At 42.2% G+C, this 17688-nt stretch carries 18 protein-coding genes and 1 pseudogene; 9 read left to right on the top strand and 10 right to left on the bottom strand.

Annotated elements, in window-relative coordinates; all coding sequences use genetic code 11:
• The first annotated feature begins 5 nt into the window (after nt 1-5).
• Nucleotides 6-3752, top strand: a complete 3747-nt coding sequence (locus AM228_RS04640) for an ATP-dependent helicase (protein WP_054464941.1) — start codon at nt 6-8, stop codon at nt 3750-3752.
• A 201-nt stretch (nt 3753-3953) separates the two neighbouring features.
• Here AM228_RS04640 and AM228_RS04645 read toward each other — a convergent pair whose 3' ends face one another.
• The 3 genes from AM228_RS04645 to AM228_RS04655 form a co-directional block, all read right to left on the bottom strand.
• Nucleotides 3954-4832, bottom strand: a complete 879-nt coding sequence (locus AM228_RS04645; RefSeq protein ID WP_054464942.1) for a class I SAM-dependent methyltransferase — start codon at nt 4830-4832, stop codon at nt 3954-3956.
• 3 nt (nt 4833-4835) lie between these two features.
• On the bottom strand, nt 4836-5708 hold the full coding sequence (locus AM228_RS04650) for an HEXXH motif-containing putative peptide modification protein (RefSeq protein WP_054464943.1): 873 nt from the start codon (nt 5706-5708) through the stop codon (nt 4836-4838).
• 196 nt (nt 5709-5904) lie between these two features.
• Nucleotides 5905-6087: a hypothetical protein gene (locus AM228_RS04655; protein WP_156331535.1), complete on the bottom strand. Its 183-nt coding sequence runs from the start codon at nt 6085-6087 to the stop codon at nt 5905-5907.
• A 193-nt stretch (nt 6088-6280) separates the two neighbouring features.
• On the opposite strand from AM228_RS04655, the gene AM228_RS04660 reads away from it, so the two are divergent.
• Nucleotides 6281-7651, top strand: a complete 1371-nt coding sequence (locus tag AM228_RS04660) for an NB-ARC domain-containing protein (protein ID WP_054464945.1) — start codon at nt 6281-6283, stop codon at nt 7649-7651.
• Nucleotides 7652-8171: 520 nt separating this feature from the next.
• Here the strand turns inward: AM228_RS04660 and AM228_RS34895 are convergent.
• The 4 genes and pseudogenes from AM228_RS34895 to AM228_RS04675 form a co-directional block, all read right to left on the bottom strand.
• Nucleotides 8172-8354, bottom strand: a pseudogene (locus AM228_RS34895) (DNA-binding protein); the annotation flags it as partial.
• 110 nt (nt 8355-8464) lie between these two features.
• A complete protein-coding gene (locus AM228_RS04665; RefSeq protein ID WP_197285219.1) occupies nt 8465-8893 on the bottom strand; it encodes a putative toxin-antitoxin system toxin component, PIN family in 429 nt (142 codons plus the stop codon).
• On the bottom strand, nt 8880-9101 hold the full coding sequence (locus tag AM228_RS04670) for a hypothetical protein (protein ID WP_054464947.1): 222 nt from the start codon (nt 9099-9101) through the stop codon (nt 8880-8882). Before AM228_RS04670 ends, AM228_RS04665 begins: the two co-directional genes overlap by 14 nt.
• Nucleotides 9102-9704: 603 nt before the next feature.
• On the bottom strand, nt 9705-9902 hold the full coding sequence (locus AM228_RS04675; RefSeq protein WP_054464948.1) for a hypothetical protein: 198 nt from the start codon (nt 9900-9902) through the stop codon (nt 9705-9707).
• A 46-nt stretch (nt 9903-9948) separates the two neighbouring features.
• On the opposite strand from AM228_RS04675, the gene AM228_RS31840 reads away from it, so the two are divergent.
• A complete protein-coding gene (locus tag AM228_RS31840; RefSeq protein ID WP_156331536.1) occupies nt 9949-10113 on the top strand; it encodes a hypothetical protein in 165 nt (54 codons plus the stop codon).
• A 355-nt stretch (nt 10114-10468) separates the two neighbouring features.
• Here the strand turns inward: AM228_RS31840 and AM228_RS04685 are convergent, their stop codons facing one another.
• The 3 genes from AM228_RS04685 to AM228_RS04695 form a co-directional block, all read right to left on the bottom strand.
• Nucleotides 10469-11875, bottom strand: coding sequence for an NAD(P)(+) transhydrogenase (Re/Si-specific) subunit beta (locus AM228_RS04685; RefSeq protein ID WP_054464950.1), 1407 nt, complete (start codon nt 11873-11875; stop codon nt 10469-10471).
• Between the two features lie 5 nt (nt 11876-11880).
• A complete protein-coding gene (locus tag AM228_RS04690) occupies nt 11881-12174 on the bottom strand; it encodes an NAD(P) transhydrogenase subunit alpha (protein ID WP_054464951.1) in 294 nt (97 codons plus the stop codon).
• A gap of 139 nt (nt 12175-12313) precedes the next feature.
• On the bottom strand, nt 12314-13459 hold the full coding sequence (locus tag AM228_RS04695; RefSeq protein WP_054464952.1) for a Re/Si-specific NAD(P)(+) transhydrogenase subunit alpha: 1146 nt from the start codon (nt 13457-13459) through the stop codon (nt 12314-12316).
• Between the two features lie 876 nt (nt 13460-14335).
• Between AM228_RS04695 and AM228_RS36020 the strand changes: the two genes are divergently transcribed.
• The 6 genes from AM228_RS36020 to yidC all read left to right on the top strand — a co-directional run bounded on the left by AM228_RS36020 (nt 14336) and on the right by yidC (nt 17685).
• Nucleotides 14336-14470 carry a hypothetical protein gene (locus tag AM228_RS36020; protein WP_255353151.1) on the top strand — a complete coding sequence of 45 codons (135 nt, stop codon included), beginning with the start codon at nt 14336-14338 and terminating at the stop codon, nt 14468-14470.
• Nucleotides 14471-14489: 19 nt separating this feature from the next.
• Complete coding sequence (locus AM228_RS04700; RefSeq protein WP_054464953.1) at nt 14490-15062, top strand: DUF2808 domain-containing protein; 573 nt, start codon at nt 14490-14492, stop codon at nt 15060-15062.
• Between the two features lie 115 nt (nt 15063-15177).
• The gene (gene rpmH / locus AM228_RS29175; protein ID WP_072160654.1) at nt 15178-15315 is read left to right on the top strand and encodes a 50S ribosomal protein L34; all 138 of its coding nucleotides are present in this window, start codon (nt 15178-15180) and stop codon (nt 15313-15315) included.
• 84 nt (nt 15316-15399) lie between these two features.
• Complete coding sequence (gene rnpA / locus AM228_RS04705; protein ID WP_054465055.1) at nt 15400-15810, top strand: ribonuclease P protein component; 411 nt, start codon at nt 15400-15402, stop codon at nt 15808-15810.
• Entirely contained in the window at nt 15800-16192 is a 393-nt protein-coding gene (locus AM228_RS04710) for a PH domain-containing protein (RefSeq protein ID WP_054464954.1), read from the top strand. The genes rnpA and AM228_RS04710 overlap by 11 nt, the downstream gene beginning before the upstream one ends.
• A gap of 347 nt (nt 16193-16539) precedes the next feature.
• Nucleotides 16540-17685 (top strand): membrane protein insertase YidC, encoded by a 1146-nt coding sequence (gene yidC / locus AM228_RS04715; RefSeq protein WP_054464955.1) that lies wholly within the window; start codon nt 16540-16542, stop codon nt 17683-17685.
• The last annotated feature ends 3 nt before the right edge of the window (nt 17686-17688 follow it).

Here is a 17688-nt window from a genome sequence, read left to right on the forward strand (position 1 = left end):
TAGATATGAAAATGAATCCATATATTCCCGTTCAAGATTATCACTCTCTGGAATTTCACAAAATTCCCGAAGAGCAAAACCACGATTCCTATGCTCTAGAAAAAATTCGCGATATTCTAATGGCTGAGATGAATCCTCAACTCAGTCGTGGGATTATTTTTCTGAATAATCGCCGGAAATGTGAGGAATACGCGGAGGAATTGGATCGGGCATTTGCTAAACTAGGACGAGATGATTTGGGCGTGGGGTTTTACCATGCTGGTATGGCCGCAGAAGACCGTTCGCTCACCGAGGCAGACTTCCGAAATGGCGAAATAGTAGTGATTTTTGCTACGAAAGCATTTGGCATGGGAGTTGATATTCCCAATATCCATTTTGTGTTTCATCAACGTCCACCGAGTAATCTAGAAAATTACTTGCAAGAAATTGGTCGAGCGGGCAGAGATGCCACCAGTCGCCAAGAAGCTGGTATAGAAAAAGTTCGCTGCGTTTTATTTTATAATGCGGACAGTTTTGCTAAGGCGAAAACCACTATGCAAAAGCATCGCTTACACTGGAGTGATATCGAGTCCATGCGGGTGGCGATCGCCCAATATCGCCAACAACAAGCCAACCCCAATGATTTTATTATTCCGGTGGATTTGATTAAAGAATCCAACGAACTGAAAGAGAAAAAAAATCCCCAAAACACCCAACGGATGCTTTTACATTGGTTGGAAAAATTGGGCAAAATTACCCTGGGCGATCGCGTAGTTTCTCATCTTAATCTTTCCCTAGGTGCAGCTTCTAATTTATCCTCTCCTTTAGCTAAACTGGTACAAGAAAAAGGGGGCACCCGCGAAAAAACGGTCAGCATTCTGATTTCCCAAATTCAGGAAACTTTACACCTAAACAGTACCAGTCAGGTTTTGACCGCTGTACTCCAAGCACACAAACAAGGAGAAATCCGATTTCAGCGTAACCTCCGCATTAAAATGACCAAATTTGGCATTGAGGAGGCAGAAAACAAGTCTTATAAATTGTATTACCTTGCCCATATAGAACTCAAGAAATTATCCTTACATTGGCAGGATAAACAGAAAGTATCCGCCAATAACTTATCTTTTACGAACCAAGGCGATCGCCTGGGAAAATCATGGCCAAAAATGGTGCGGTTGCTGAACCGATTAAACGGAATTCGCCTCAAAAGCAAGTCTGGGGGAGTTCACGAAATTAGCATCCGGGGGAAAAACTCAGAAAGTTGGCGGTATGAATTAGAGGCAATCCAGGAACTATGCCCGAAAATTTTATCAGCCATTCAAGAAAAACACGAACAACAAGAAACGATTAACTTAGGGGATTTGATGGCTTTGAGTACCATAGAAAACTCCGATTTATTAAAAGCTGCCCTGAGTTGGTTGCGGGATTTGGGCTATATCAGATATGAGCAGGATTTTATTCCGACTTCTTTGGAACTGCATATCAATGATGAGCAATTTATGTCAGCGATTGTTGACCCATCGATAAGTGGATTAGATCGAAAAGTTCAACAAGAATTTGAAAATTACCACCTTTTGAATGAATGGCGGTTAAATGCCTTAGTTGCCTTAACAGAAATTACCGATTTTGCCCAACAAACCAGTTTTATTCAGGAATATTTTGCTTGCAAAAATGTTGAGGCAATTGAAGACTTGATTTTGAATAAATTGCCGGGTAACAGTTGGGTTGCCAGTCAACTGCGCCTTGAGGCTTTTGACCAAAAAATGAATCAGCTTAACCCTGAACAAAGGCAAATGGTTGAAGCTTGCGTGAAGAAATCTTTGATTGTTGCCGCCGGACCGGGGACGGGCAAAACTCGGACTTTATTGCTATGCGTGGCTAATTTAATTGTGCAGCACAGGGAAAATCCTGATGATATTTTGGTGCTGGCTTATAATACGGCGGTGGTGGCCGAATTGCGATCGGGTCTTAACCGTTTACTGCGGGATTTGGGATATGCCAGTTCATACAATAGTCTGCATATTTATACCTTTCATGGTTATGTTCGCCGTACCTTGGGCGATCGCCTCCCCAAAAAATGCGAGTTGGAAAAATATCCCGCAGAATATTTAACTATTACCAAAGTTAATAAAAGCCTACTCAGACCCAATGGACGGGAGGCACCCCACTATATTTTCATTGACGAGTATCAAGATATTAACGACCAACGTTATCAAATGCTGCTGCGGATTAAAGGTGACAATACTCACCTAATTGCGATCGGTGACGATGACCAAAGCATCTACGGTTATGAGCGGAAAAATACCGGAGAACCAATGTCATCTGCTCCTTATTTTAAGCGGTTTGAAACCGACTTTCAAGCCCAGTGGCACAATTTGACTATCAACTATCGTTCGGGAACTGAAATATTAAATAAAGCCGAACGATATATCCGAAGAAATAGCGATCGCTTGCGACAAGCGCCCTTAAAACCTGGGCGAGCAAACTCAGTCGGAGAATTCATCATATCCAAACTCAACCAAGAGAACTTTCTGGAACAGATTATAGACATTACAGACCATATCTTGAATCAGCATACATTTTCTTCCATCGCGATTTTGTTCCGCACCAATGCCGAACTTTACCGGATTTTAGGAGCATTTAAAAAGCACTTTGAAAACAAAGCACAAATTCGGGTTCAAGGGGGAAAAGAGAAATTTGCCACTTTACGTCAAATAGCCTTTGTGCTAGATAAACTTCAGAACGAATCAGAACGCTTAATTGCTTCTTTCAAGGGATATTTCTTGAAATATATTCGTAAACTTGCCCACAAGTGCTATATTCAGTCAAACAGAACTTGGAACGATAATTGTTACTATTGGCTGGCCGCCGCCGCTTGGTATTTTGAGACTAACGCTTCTCGTAATAGCACCGTGGCTGAATTTATCGAATATATTCAGGATATGCGCGATATCAGCGAATTGCTTCTCTTGTATAAGCAATATCAAGAGTGGCGTTTTAGCTTAGGAGAAGTAAAACAATTCAAACCTAATATTACTCTTACCACAATTCATAAAATAATAATCCTTTCCACAATTCATAAAATCAAAGGATTAGAATTTGATGCTGTGGTAATTCCCGCAGCAGATTGCAACCAGAACATTTTCGGCCAAGATAAGATAGAAGAAGAACGGCGACTGCGGTATGTTGGGATGAGCCGCGCCCGAGACTATTTGCATCTAATTGTCGGATCGCGGGAAGAAAAGTTATACAGAGGAGAGAATATTCGCGAACAAGAAAACCCGAAAATCGGCTTAAAGTTTGATTCAGGGTATGGCTATGCTACAAATAATAACGAGGGGGGCAAAGGAATGTTCACTCTGTTCAAATTTGCTGAAGATAAGTATGCCCAGCAATACACCAATTATATTCTGACTCAGGGAACGGCTAAAAGATTGCAGGATCTTATTTTGTGGAATATCGGGGATGGCGATGAACTGGAATTACATTGGCAGGAATCTGGTTCTCATTATCATCTTTATTATCCAAAATTAAAAACCAACATTGGCGGCGTAACGTCCGCTAACTCTAGGCATATTCGCAAATGGTTTGAAAGTAAAGGATTGCCGTTCAATTCTTTGGTCGGTATTCGTGTCACCAATATATCACGGTTTCCGGTTGCTGAACCAGGAGAAAAAGGGTATGAATTCAACGATAAGCTTTGTGAATTTGTGAAGCAACAAGGATACTATTACATTGTGGACTGTGCCGGATATTTGCAACCAAGCCATTAATCTGAAAATGAATACATACCTTTTTAATCCTGATATTAAAACTGATTTTTTGCTCGAATAAATACGTCAAGCATTAAAAGGTTTATTTTTCAGGTTGGCTCGCTTATGCCAACTAAAATCAGGACACGGCATTGCCGTGTCCCTAGGTTTATGTTAATTTAGGAATTGCGTTTTTATGATTCAATGGTATCCCTAAAAAATTTACTCTGACTTAAAGCCGCTGAATATAAATGTATTGAGAAACCCGGTAGAATAATAATTATGATTCTGGATTTCAGAGACGATCAATTCAGCGAGAAATTTGGCAGATTCGAGTCCTTCAGCAATAATCTGGTCATTACCTCCCCCAGCCATAATCATTTCAGCGGTTTCTGGCTTCCTATATTCCATGAGGATATCTTCAACACTAATCGAGTCATCACTTTTTGAATCATAAACTCGATCATTTTGATAAACGGCTATTTTTTCTAAGCCAACCTGCTGAAATAGAGCCGGTAAATAAGCACCTATATTATGATCTCCTTTGCCTTTTGCTCTGATTCCTTGATGAAAGTATGACCAAAACTGAAAAAGAGAAGTTTGATGTTCAACCGATAAGCTGTTGATCAAGGAACTAAATTCTAAGCGATTAAGTAAATTTATGGGTTCCACTGCTAAGATTAGTCCACCTGGTTTAGCAATCCGTTTCATTTCTGCTAAGACTTTTTTCGGATCGTAGCAGTGCATCAGTAATGTTTGACAAGTTACTAAATCAAAACTATTACTGGGTAAGCTGAGGTTATGGGCATCATCTTGAATAAAATGTAATTCAGAAAACTCCACTTCTTTTTGGATGTTCTTAAAAGTTTCTTTCGCTTTTTCAATCCAAAAATATTCAATATCAACCCCCACAAAACGTAAGGGTTGAGAGAGAAATGGAATTAAGAGGCGTGACCAATGCGCCAACCCTATACCTATATCCGCAATACTATTAATTTGGGATAGATTGAACCTTTTAGCCAAAAGTTCCAGAAAATCTGGATTCCACCATTCAAAGCGATAGTCCTGAAGATACTGATAAGAATGTATTTTTTCGCTCATACCCTAAACAGCAACAACTGTCTTTAGTGATTTCTCTAATTGACGTAAAGATACTTCGATATTGGCTAAAATTTCGTAAAATCTTGGTTGCACCAAGTTGCTGTTATCAATCACAGCCTTGATACTATTAATAGTCGCTAAAGATGCCGAAAGCATTTGCTCAGAAGGCGGATGAACAAGAGGAGTGCTTGGTTCTCCGGCTTCTTGGCGATAATGCAGTACCTCATGGGAAACTACCAGACTATGAAATGCTTTATCCAGAGGACGTTGTTTATTTAAAATGCTTGATTTGGCATAGTGCTTTTTGTCACCCAACTGTACCATATCAGTATAGTGTTGATAACATAATTCATCTAAAAATACAAGATTATGAGTCAGTTCATGCACTAAAAATTCGGCAATATCCATATCTGTCCAGTTGCGTTTGATTGCACACCAGATAACTCCAGGTGCGTCTGATACTGAACCACCTCCTGCATTAGGCGATCGCACATAAAATAAAGTATGAATCACTAGATCAAATATTGTGCCTAGAGAAGGATTGACTTGATTTAAAAGGATCTGACCCTTTTTCACATAACTTAATGCCTCCTCCATTGATGCAATAGGGGTATTCAAATCAATTTTTGTTTTTAAATCGGTTAATATTCCATCTTCTTGATATTTTACCGCGATTTTTTTGATTCGCTCTATATCAAAACAAAATTGGTCTAAGTTAGCTTCAGTGGGAATCGGAGTTTCTGAAAAATGTTGATTTAAAAAACAAATATATTGATTTTTTAATTCCTCAAGGCTGTTAATCTTCTGTTCTTGGTTACTACAGGCCAAAAGAAAAACTGTTTTTATACAATTTTTATATCCATCCAGATAAAACATTCTGACTCTCCGTGTTTCTATTCATCTAATGTTTACCTTTGAGTAATAAATTCATGCGTCAAATTTTTGTTTGCCTTCAAAACAGAAAGACTATTGATACATTTTTTACTGTAAGATGCTAAATGTAGGGGCGATTGGCGAATCGCCCCTACATTTAGAGACGAGCTAAATTTTTGCTAAATTTCAATGAAATTAATTAAAACATTTCCGCTTCTAAGTCATGGGCAATCATAACCAGGTTAACGACAGTATTTTCCCCGTTTTCGGTGTACATACTGCGAACTTTAGTCGCAACTACTTTTGTCTGTTTAATTTCATCAGTCGATACGGTGTTGGCCAGATTTGCAATTAAATCCTGAACGTTATTTTGCATGAGCATAATTGCGGAAATCCTATTTAGGTAATTTAGTTCCTTTCCAATATTGAAAATAAAATCAGTTCTAGCCATACTAAAATGTCCTATTTTATCCTGATTTTGGTTAAGAAATATTTCAAGCAAAATCGTGAAATATCGTGCGATGCCGTGTCGGAGTGAGTTATAATGGCGGAAACCCTTACCCCATCTTAGCTGTATGATTATTACAGAAGTGTTACAATTTGCCGATCGCCTCGTCTTTGCCGAAACGGGAAAACACTTAGATGACATTCAAAAGGCTGTGGTAAAAGGGGTTTGGCAAGGGGAAAGTTATGAAAAAATTGCCCAAGAATGTCATCGCAGTGAGAGTCGGGTTAGGGATGTGGGCTATAAGCTGTGGCAAATTTTGTCAGAACGGTTATCAGAAGAGATAAATAAATCTAATTTTCGGGCAACAATTGAAAGGTTGCATATCCCAATTAATTCGTCTCAGTTAGTTGGATTAGGAATTTATAGCCACTTTACTTTATGTCCAGAAACATCAGATAAACAGCAGAAAAATTCTTCTTCAAGCACTCAAGCTGGTGTAAAATATTCTATAGATTTAGCACTAGCCCCAAAGATTACTCACTTTGAAGGACGCAGGGAAGAACTGGAAAAACTTTCTGAGTATATTTTGAATCAACCCACTCGTCTTATGGCAGTGTTGGGATTAAGTGGTATTGGCAAAACAACGCTGGTGAAGCGATTTATTGACCTACATTCGCCACAGTTTGATGCAGTCATTTGGAAAAGTCTGAAATTTCCGAAAGCCCTAACTCATCTGCTGCATGATATTTTGGCAACTTTCAACCAAGAAACGGAAAAGAGTCTAGGGCTTGATGAACAGATTAATCAAGTATTTGAACTGTTATCCGATCGCCGATGTTTGCTGGTTTTTGATGATGTACAAAATCTGTTTATCCCTGGACAATTCGCGGGACAGTATAAACCTGAATATACAGACTATAAAACGTTTTTCAAAATGATGGCTGAGATTGCACATCAAAGTTGTTTAATCCTGATGAGTCAAGAAAAATCGCCAGAGATGATATCTTTGGATGCTGAGTTATATCCGAAGAAATCTTTAGAACTAGGAGGGTTAGATGCTGACGGTGGAAACTTTCTCCAATATCAGGGATTACCTCGTCAAGAAAATTTACTTGAGTTAAGCAACCTTTATCAAGGAAATCCTTTATATTTGCAATCTATCTCTAGTTTGATTAAAGAAGTTTTCTCAGGTCGCGTCGATGAGTTGATGGCTGAGGATAGTTTAATTTTTCCCGAAGATATGAAACTGCTTTGGGATACCTTGTGGATGAGGCTATCTCCGGTGGAACAAGAAATCAGTTTAGAGATGAGTCGGGCAAAAGCCCCGATTTCCAGAGATGATTTAAGAAAATCTTTAAACTTGTCTTCTTTGGAACTTGTCAATGGGTTACAGTCTTTGAGTAGACGATATCTATTAAGTCAAGTCGATTCAGATGAAATATTATTCACTTTGTTGCCAGTATTTGAAGAATATATAAAAAATTTCCATTTTTCTTAACCTAGCAAGTTTAATTCAGGTCTGGTAAATCGCGATCGAGTTATGAAATCCCACATTTGATCTCAGAGGCAATCTTGGATATTCTGATTTCTTTCGCCTCAACCAAGTCAATCAGGTATAACCCCATTGACTTGGTTGGTATCGAGGGTATTGATGTATAGTAGTGGATTTAGAAAAAATCAAAGCACTTACTATGACATTAGTATCAATGACAATTCGTTTAGTCTTCATCATTGAGAATAGAGTCTAAAATTTCTACCGTCAACACCCGTTACCGAAGCCAGCTAACGGTCAAGCTTACCCGCTGCTAGAAATTTTGCGGTTTAATCGGATAATCCTGCGGTCGGGTGCAGCTTATTGTTAGACCTGCGTTTGATAGGAATTCTTACAAGTCTATCTTGATGAACTAGCTCCTTTTGTTTCAAGTCATTGAAAATAGCTCTTAAATCATAATGAAACGAGCGAGCGTATTCTTCCCTGTGTCTGTAAATTTCATCAAGAATTTCATTTTTGTACATAACTAAACCTCTGAATTATACCCGATTAGCTCATAGGGAGTGCAAATTACAGGCAGTACATAACCCAGATCGGAACTGATGTTAGCTAGTTTCCGCTGAATTTGAGCATTTGCCATGTGTTTGCAGTTCCACGTTAACAGATAATCTAAGCTATAGACAGTTGCTAGTGCGATGTGTAAAGCATCGTTGGGCTACCCTATCGCTAACCGAACCTATTGATCAATTTGAGATTGAAAATCAAGAATTATTGAAGAAAATAATCAGTTTGACAAATCGGAAATTTGTGGGGTTAATCTCATGGCTGTAATTCTCCAATAACCTCTAAAAATTGGCGTGGGGTTAAAATAGAAATACCTCGAAACGGGTGCAATTCTAATAAGTCTCCATCTCCCGTGATAATATGAGTGGCATTTCCATTAACTGCAACTTCTAAAAATTTATTGTCTTTTGAATCTCGACAAACCTCAATTTTTTCATCAATTTTTATGATTTCTGCTTCCGTAAATAAGCTCGCTAGAAAATCTTCACGAATTTCTCTGGATAGATAACGGTCAAATTTTTGACGGCTCAATACATCAATGAGTTCCGAAAAAATATCATCAGAAATTAGAAGCACTCCCTTTTCTTTTGCTACCCTAAAAACTTGCATAGTAGTAGATTTTGAAAAAATTAAAGCACTTACTATTACATTAGTATCAATAACAATTCGTTTAGTCTTCATCATTGAGAATAGATTCTAAAATTTCTGGAGTTATTCCATTAGCGATCGCTTGTTGACTGACATCTTCCATAATTTCTATCAATGGTCTTTTATTGAGTGTTTTTTTGAGCATGACATTGAGAAACATGGCAATTTTTTGCTGTTTTTCCGGGTCAGCTTCTCGGTAAGCTTTGGCAATTGCTGGGTCAACTGGAATAGTAATTGTTTCCATCGTTGGTTAAGATTTAGATCAAGAATATTTTTAATTGTACCAAGTTGATTTATACAGCAGATTAATATACAATCCGCTGTAATTATCTTTTCATTGCATCTTTCAATCGATTTTGATGAGAGCGAAAAGACTATTTCAAAGCCGGTATCCTCCAATCAGATGCGGTTGGTAGCAATAAAACCCACTTGCCATAATTTTATGAACTAAATTTTTCATAAGATAAACCTCCTGGCGATCAAAGTTATAGGCATTTGATGATTTGATCCTCAATTTGACTTGATTGGGCTGCTGACTACCATTTAACGCCAATTCAATTATAGCAGTAGCCTAAGATATTGACAACAACTTTCACGATTATTTTTTCACGATTATTTCACCTTTGTGGCAATTTTTCGACTGGTTTTAGCCTCAATTTATAATTCTTATTCGGTATATAGCAGTCCTAAATCACTTGTGGTAATTTTAGGGGTAGGGTTTCTCTGTCCTGACGACAAATCAGGCGAAACCGCAGGCGACACGACATCCCGTGGAGACGTATAGTATTGCCAGGGGTAGAGGGGTAGAAAATGCGCGATCGCCCGAAATCATCCTCAATAAGTCAAATTAAATCATCTGAGAGTCGCTGTGTGGATTCAGCCATTGTTTGCCAGCGACGCAAAACTCCATCACCAAAGATTCATTGATCAAACTATCCTTGCCATTTTGTGTATAGTCTTGGATGTGATCGATACATTCTAAAATATGCTGGATTTTGTAGTTTACCCAATAGAAAATTGCTGTATTATCTAGTAGGTAAACCATCAAAAAGTTTCTCTTTCTGCTGGTTCTGACTATAGATGTCGGACGAATGTTTTATCCTGAATACAGCCATAAAAGCGATCGCATCCCATCCGCTGCCAATCCGCATCCCATCCGCTGCCAATCCGCATCCCATCCGCTGCCAATCCGCGATCACATCCACTATCCCATCCGCGATCGCACTTCTAATTTACAGCGGTTTTCAGATTACTGAACCACGGTAGGGCGAAGCATTCCGTAGGGGTCCGCGCATTTCGGCAGTCCATTTAGTGTTATAAGCAGTAGGGGCGAATGGCCATTCGCCCCTACACTGCCGAAATGCGCGGGTCCGTACAATATTCTAAGTAATAAATTATCTGCCGGAATGCTTTGCCCCTACAGGTGTTTGTGGTAGATTCAATAGAAAATTGCTGTAATTTGAAACATTTAAAAAATTTTGATTCTACTCATATCTTTAATTAAGCTAATGCCAATAGAAAGCTCTGCCTCCTGTTGCTGTTAGCTGTGAGCGATTAGCTACAGGAGGCAGAGCCTAGAAACCAGAATCAATTAAAGTTGATGCTATATAATTAAAGCTGCTTCACCTCACTAACAATTTTGGCCACCATATCCTTGGCGCTGCCAAACAGCATCATCGTCTTATCCTTGTAAAACAACTCATTCTCAATCCCGGCAAAGCCCGTATTCATACTGCGCTTAATCACGATCGTATGGGCAGCCTTATCCACATCTAAAATCGGCATCCCATAAATCGGGCTACTGGGATTTTCCCGTGCCGCTGGGTTGACCACATCATTAGCCCCAATTACCAACGCCACATCAGTGCGATCGAACTCGGAGTTAATATCTTCCATATCGTACAACTGCTCATAAGGCACATTCGCCTCTGCCAGCAGCACGTTCATGTGTCCGGGCATCCGACCGGCCACCGGGTGAATGGCATATTTTACCTCTACCCCCAGGCGTTCCAACTGGTCAGCCAACTCCCGAACCGTATGCTGTGCTTGAGCCACCGCCATGCCATATCCAGGCACAATCACCACAGACCGGGCATAACCCAACATCATGGCGCTTTCTTCGGGGTCGATACTGTGAACCGTCATATCCGCTGTAGCACTTGTACTGGCAGCCGCACCGCCACCTTCCCCAGTACCAAATCCAGCAAATAACACATTGGTCAGCGATCGGTTCATGGCCTTACACATAATCACCGTGAGGATAATCCCCGAAGCGCCCACCAAGGCACCGGCAATGATCAGCATATTGTTCATCACCACGAAACCAGCGGCAGATCCCGCTAACCCAGAGAAGGAGTTAAGCAGAGAAATCACCACGGGCATATCCCCGCCACCAATAGGGATCACGAACATCACCCCTAACATAAGGGAGATGACGGTCAACGTGAGAAATACGGGAGTATTCAAGGGATGAATGCAGATGTAGATACTACCAACCACAAATCCGCCTAATAGTAAGCCGTTAACGACTTGTTGGGCAGGGAACAGAATGGGAGAACCACTCATAATCCCTTGCAGTTTGGCAAAGGCAATCAGAGAACCCGTGAAAGTGACGCCACCGATTAACACACCCAGTAAAGCGGTGATGGTGGTATCCAGGGGTGGATTATCAAAGCTGCTGTAATACTTCCAAAATTCTCCCACCGCCACCAGGGAGGAGGCAGCACCCCCAAAGCCGTTTAACAGACCGACCATTTGGGGCATTTCCGTCATGGCCACTTTCTGCGCGATGATCGCCCCGATCGCCGAACCAATAGCGATCGCAATCAGAATCATCTGATAGTTGAGTACCTGCCTATCTAATAGTGTTGCCACGATCGCCAGCAACATTCCCACCGATGCCAACAAATTACCATTCCGAGCCGTAGCCGGAGAACCTAGTTGTTTTAATCCGAAGAAAAACAATGACGTAGCCACCAAATAGGTTATCTGTATTCCAGTTGGCACAAATGCTGTCATACTGTTCATGCCTTCACCTCTTTTTTCTTAAACATTTGCAACATCCGGTCAGTCACCAGGAAACCACCCACCACGTTAATGGTGGCAAACACTACCCCAATCAATCCCAAAATCACGGTGACACTCCAATCTTTGTCACCAGCGATAATGATCGCCCCCAGCACGGAAATGCCAGAGATGGCATTAGATCCAGACATTAGGGGAGTGTGTAATGTCGGTGGCACTTTGGTAATCACCTCAAATCCCGCAAACGTTGCCAGCACAAACACAAATAAAGCGGATATCAAGGCTTCAGCCATAAATTCAGAAAACTCCTTTAATTGTTGATTGTTGGTTGTTGAGCGTCGCTCGATCGCTACCGATTTTCGTTGACGATCAAACAGTTAGAATCCCCCCTGCCCCCCTTGAGAAGGGGGGAGTCGGATAAGCGATCGCATTTCAAACCTTAGCTTTCAGAGATTCCAGGGCATCGCGGACTCGTTGATTGCGAATCTCCCCAGCGTGGGTCACACAAGTGGCATCGATAATATCGTCTTCAAAATTCAGCTTAAATTCGCCCTTGTCCAGCATCAGTTCTATCAACGTGGATATATTCTTGGCATACATTTGACTGGCGTGAACGGGCATCGATGCGGGTAAATTAATCGGCCCAATGATAGTCACACCGTTATGAACCACATCTTTACCCGCTTGGGTCAGGTCACAGTTGCCCCCTTGTTCCGCCGCCAAATCAACAATCACCGCCCCTGGTTTCATTTTGGCCACCATGTCTGCCGTCACCAAAACCGGCGCTTTTCGGCCTGGAACCTGGGCGGTGGTAATCACCACATCCGCAGCGGCCACGGTATCAGCCACCAACGCTTGAGTCCGTTTCTTGGACTCCTCGGAAATTTCCTTAGCGTAGCCACCTTCCGCCACCGTATCTTCTTCCAGCTTAATTTCCACAAATCTGGCGCCCAAGCTTTGCACTTCTTCTTTCACTGCCGGACGAATATCAAACGCTTCCACCACGGCACCCAGACGGCGGGCGGTGGCGATCGCCTGTAACCCAGCCACCCCTGCGCCCATCACAAACACCTTAGCTGGGCGAATAGTCCCCGCAGCGGTGGTCAACATAGGGAAAAACTTCGGAGCAGCGGCGGCGGCAATTAACGTCGCTTTATATCCTGCCACCCCGGCTTGAGAAGACAGCGCATCCATACTTTGAGCGCGGCTAGTCCGGGGAATCAGTTCCATACTAAATGAGGTCACGCCTTTAGCCGCTAATTTTTCCACGATTTCTGGCTGACCCAAAGGATTTAAGAACCCGACCACCGCCGAACCCGATCGCATCATAGTAACTTCTGACTCTTTTGGCGGCGCCACTTTCAAAATCGCATCAGCTTCAGCCCAAAGTTGGTTGGGGTCAGAGACAATTTTCGCCCCCACAGCGGTATAGGCATCATCGCTAAAGAATGACCCCTCACCTGCCCCACTGGCCACCAATACCTCAATGCCTTTTTTGACCAATCGAGCGACCACATCAGGAACTAGAGCAACCCGGCGTTCGCCCACTTCAATTTCTTTAGCCACAGCTATTTTCATCAATTTCTCCAGATATCTGAGATTTACGAGGCTGACAAATTCTCATTAGTCACCTTAATTTTCCTACCCAAATCATTTTTTTGCTGGGGAATTTATTGGTCAAACCAATAAACTTTTTGACCAACTAATCAGCAAATCTTAATTATTGCTTCATCTTGCTCAACTTACTCAACCGTATATATGATTGTTTGGGTCATTGGCGAATCCCCCGTTTTTTTTATAGCAACATTCTAGAATATTTTCAATTCAACCAAATAAAATTTTTGATGATTTAGCCATATTTTGGCAGGTTTTTCTAGGTATTTTGTGGTATTACTGCCTAGCTTTTAGACAATCCCTAATAATTTGATCGCCCCTATTGGTCCTCGCAAAACTGTTTGATTAATTTGATTTTCCGTAATTTCACGTAAAATTGTGATAATTGTGATAATTTTGCTGTAATGTTTTTTTGTCAAACGCCAAAAAGTCAAGATATCTTAACATAATCTCTGAGCAAGTGGCTACTCAATAAGCTACTCAATAATCTAAACGATCCGGGCATATTTCTGGCCATTTTCTTAGAAAATCTTTACTATTGGTGACTTTTAGGATGTTCAAGAAACAAAAGACAACCCCAGGAGGTTTGCCTCTGCCTGAGTGAGAGAAACCGCAGCGGCATCTTAGTCGTCATCTTAGTCGTCATCTTAGTTGTCATCTTAGTCGTCTCTGATAAGCATCCGCAGCAAGGAGGAGCGTTAAAGGGACAAAAATTAATCAGAGTTCCACAGGTTTGTGTTAAGGTTTGTTAAAATTTAACTGAGATCCAGGAAATCGATCGCCAAAACATGACTAGCTAGTCAAAAACCTGAGAATCCCCGATGATGCAAACCTGGTTTGATGCAAATTTTCTCAGTGGCTATGTGCAGTGGTGGATTTAACTATCCCGATCGCGCATATCCCGATCGCGGAACATCAGGTCATGGCGATGGAGCGGACGTAGCAACACGAAAGTACGATTTCTATTATTTATAAGTGGTTTGAAGGAGAATCTATGAAACGGCTATTATCTGTATTCGCGATTGTCGGTTGTGCGTGGGTGGGGATGCCAGAACTGACCTTAGCCCAGACTACCGGAGGATTTACCTTATTTGGCGGCCCCCAGAGAGGATATGAACTGGATTATTATCTAGCCCGGGGCAAGGCTGATGTGCGCGATCGCTACGAATTAAAAATTCCCGGTAATAAACTCAATGCCCCGGTCACCCAGATTAGCATTGACTATCCCAATCACTACCGAGGGCAATTCAACACCAACCGAGTGCAAGTGGTTGTAGGCAATGAAGAGAAAACCTTGCAATGTCAAGAAAAATCCGCCACCACTCAAGTCAATCCCTCAGATAACAGATCCGCTGCTCCCTGCTTGGTCAGTTGGGATCCGGAAAGTCGGTCAATTCAAATCCAGTTTACCGAGCCAGTTGCCCCTAGAAGCAATGTCGAATTAGTGTTTGACCGGGTAAAGAATCCGGTGTTTGGCGGGATGTTTAACTTTAACTGTCGGGTGTCTACCCTGACGGGGGCAGAGTTTCCCCAATACATCGGCACATGGGTCGTGGCAATTGATTAAACCAGATTCAAAGAGTGCTAAATCAAAATAAATGACGCAGATTCACAATTTTCAATGATACAATTGAAAATTGTGAATTTTTAATCCTTAAGTAAGTAAACCCGGAGAAACTGCGATGACAAAGCGTACCTTGGGCGGTACTAGCCGTAAAAGAAAAAGAGTTTCTGGCTTTAGAGCTCGGATGCGTACCAAAAATGGTCAAAAAGTGATCAAAGCTCGCCGAAGCAAGGGACGGGTTCGGCTGGCTGTTTAGTCTGTCCCTCTCACTGTCCATTGGCCCGCGATCGGGTTGCCGATCCAAAGCGAAATCAACCCAAGCAACTTATCTAGCATCCAAGTGTTGCCCAAAGTCAATCGACTGAAGCATCGGCACGATTTTACTGCCGTGTACAAATCTGGGACTCGTCGGTCAGACGGAACCCTGACATTGATCGCCAAAAAGCGTACCAATGGATTTACCAAAGATGTCCCGTCCTCTAGCCCGAATTTATCCAACGGATCCTATATCTGCGTAGTACCGACCCGCATTGGCATTTCCGTGAGCCAAAAAGTCAGCAAAACAGCGGTGGTTCGCAATCGGATCAAGCGGCAAATTCGGGCAGCTTGGCGATCGCTCTTATCCCAAGTAGCAGAGGGTTGGGATATCGTCGTCGTGGTGCAGCCACCGGCAAGACAGTGCAATTATCGACAATTTCTGCAAAAATTAAAGCAGTTAATGGCACAAGTGGAGGGACTCAATGGGAATTAAAGAGGAATTGTACTTTGAAGGACGCCCCCATATTGGGGATCTGATCGTCAACATTTTGTTTGGGTTGACGATTGTGGGCTTGCCGCTGACCATTGGGGCTATTGTCAGAGCGCTGTGGTTGCGTTATCGGATTACCAATCGTCGGGTGACGGTGATTGGTGGCTGGATGGGCCGAGATCGCTCTGACGTGGTGTACTCAGAAATTAGCAAAATCGTCATCGTACCTCGTGGCTTTGGCATCTGGGGTGATATGGTGATTACACTTAATGATGGTTCTCGTCTGGAAATGCGGGCCTTGCCTAAGTTTCGAGAGGTTTACGATTATATGAATGATAAATTGTCTGCCTCTGCCCGTGCAGCCAGTGGTGCGATCGGTAAATAACTCGCTGATTCACCTGAATGGGCTTCAAGCGGCGGAGGTTAACACCAAAACTCGGAAGACTCTAAATTGACTTCAGATTTAGAACCCCAACAATCACGCAATTATCTTCTTTGAAGAAACTTTTTCAGGAGATGTGATTACAGCCAATCATTCACAGAAGAAAACAAGTTTTTTCCATCGACGAACAGTCCAACTTAAGTGATTAAGTCGAGTCCCAAGGGTTTTTCTAGAAACCCAGTTATCTCAAGCCCCCCTATTGCGGCTGAAGATAGCGAATATTTAACTCGGTTATAGTCTGAAAACAGATAGTCTGAAAACAATAATTGTATTAGGTTGATATAGACAGAATGGACTTTGGAGTAGGGTTTCTTTCCAACAACGTCATGCTACCGATCCTAGATTTATTCTTTGGGATCGTTCCCAGCTATGGTCTGGCGATCGTCGCTTTGACGTTAGTCATTCGCTTTGCGCTTTATCCCTTAAGTGCGGGATCAATTCGCAGTATGCGCCGAATGCGCGTCGCCCAGCCACTCATGCAGAAACGAGTCAAAGAAGTTCAAGAGCGGTACAAAGACAATCCGACTAAACAGCAGGAGGAAATGAGCAAAATTTACCAGGAATATGGCAATCCTCTTTCTGGTTGTTTGCCAGTCCTCCTGCAAATGCCCGTGCTGTTTGCCTTGTTCGCCACTCTGAGAGGATCGCCATTTTCTGACGTGAATTACTCCGTCAATCTGCAAATCTTTCCCTCAGAACAAATTGAACGAATTCAACCTCAGTCTTTTGCCACCCCATCCCAAAATATTTATGTAGCCGGTAGCGTCCATGCGCCAGTCGCCGCTTTGCTGCCCAGTGGCAATAAGTTAGCAGTGGGTGACAAAACCAAAATTGAATTTCAAACCGTAGAGGGTAAACCTTTCCAACAGTTGTTAGCGGAGTATCCAGACAGCGACATTGCCCCGACCTGGCAAGTGATCAAAGGTCAAGAACGAGTCAAGGTGTCTGAAGATGGCACCATTGAAGCCCTGCAACCGGGAGATGTGACGATTCAAGGGACGATTCCTGGATTAGCATCTAAGCAAGGGTTCCTGTTTATTGAGGCTCTCGGTCGGGTTGGGGCCACGGCGGAAGATGGCACAATTCATTGGGACATTGTGGGCATGGTGCTATTTTTTGGCATTAGCTTGTATGTCAACCAAATTCTATCCGGTCAAGGACAAAGTTCAAGCGATAACTCTCAGCAAGCAACGGTGAATAAACTCACTCCGGTGATCTTTTCCGGGATGTTTTTGTTCTTCCCTCTGCCTGCGGGAGTTTTGATGTATATGGTGATTGCCAATATCTTCCAAACCGCACAAACTTTTATTCTGTCTCGCGAACCTCTGCCAGAAAATCTCCAGAAAATCGTGGATGCAGAAGCCAAATCCGCTGCGGTTAAAGATGGACGACAATCACTGCCTTTTGAACCCGGTCGTTCTAAGAAAAAAGCTTAAGGT

The organism is Planktothricoides sp. SR001 (assembly GCF_001276715.1).
GTDB lineage: Bacteria > Cyanobacteriota > Cyanobacteriia > Cyanobacteriales > Laspinemataceae > Planktothricoides > Planktothricoides raciborskii.

Coding starts and splice junctions, on each gene's coding strand:
- AM228_RS04640 (WP_054464941.1), top strand. CDS start 6: ATGAAAATGAATCCATATATTCCCGTTCAAGATTATCACTCTCTGGAA.
- AM228_RS04645 (WP_054464942.1), bottom strand. CDS start 4,832: ATGAGCGAAAAAATACATTCTTATCAGTATCTTCAGGACTATCGCTTT.
- AM228_RS04650 (WP_054464943.1), bottom strand. CDS start 5,708: ATGTTTTATCTGGATGGATATAAAAATTGTATAAAAACAGTTTTTCTT.
- AM228_RS04655 (WP_156331535.1), bottom strand. CDS start 6,087: ATGCTCATGCAAAATAACGTTCAGGATTTAATTGCAAATCTGGCCAAC.
- AM228_RS04660 (WP_054464945.1), top strand. CDS start 6,281: ATGATTATTACAGAAGTGTTACAATTTGCCGATCGCCTCGTCTTTGCC.
- AM228_RS04665 (WP_197285219.1), bottom strand. CDS start 8,893: ATGATGAAGACTAAACGAATTGTTATTGATACTAATGTAATAGTAAGT.
- AM228_RS04670 (WP_054464947.1), bottom strand. CDS start 9,101: ATGGAAACAATTACTATTCCAGTTGACCCAGCAATTGCCAAAGCTTAC.
- AM228_RS04675 (WP_054464948.1), bottom strand. CDS start 9,902: ATGGTTTACCTACTAGATAATACAGCAATTTTCTATTGGGTAAACTAC.
- AM228_RS31840 (WP_156331536.1), top strand. CDS start 9,949: ATGTTTTATCCTGAATACAGCCATAAAAGCGATCGCATCCCATCCGCT.
- AM228_RS04685 (WP_054464950.1), bottom strand. CDS start 11,875: ATGACAGCATTTGTGCCAACTGGAATACAGATAACCTATTTGGTGGCT.
- AM228_RS04690 (WP_054464951.1), bottom strand. CDS start 12,174: ATGGCTGAAGCCTTGATATCCGCTTTATTTGTGTTTGTGCTGGCAACG.
- AM228_RS04695 (WP_054464952.1), bottom strand. CDS start 13,459: ATGAAAATAGCTGTGGCTAAAGAAATTGAAGTGGGCGAACGCCGGGTT.
- AM228_RS36020 (WP_255353151.1), top strand. CDS start 14,336: ATGCAAATTTTCTCAGTGGCTATGTGCAGTGGTGGATTTAACTATCCC.
- AM228_RS04700 (WP_054464953.1), top strand. CDS start 14,490: ATGAAACGGCTATTATCTGTATTCGCGATTGTCGGTTGTGCGTGGGTG.
- rpmH (WP_072160654.1), top strand. CDS start 15,178: ATGACAAAGCGTACCTTGGGCGGTACTAGCCGTAAAAGAAAAAGAGTT.
- AM228_RS04710 (WP_054464954.1), top strand. CDS start 15,800: ATGGGAATTAAAGAGGAATTGTACTTTGAAGGACGCCCCCATATTGGG.
- yidC (WP_054464955.1), top strand. CDS start 16,540: ATGGACTTTGGAGTAGGGTTTCTTTCCAACAACGTCATGCTACCGATC.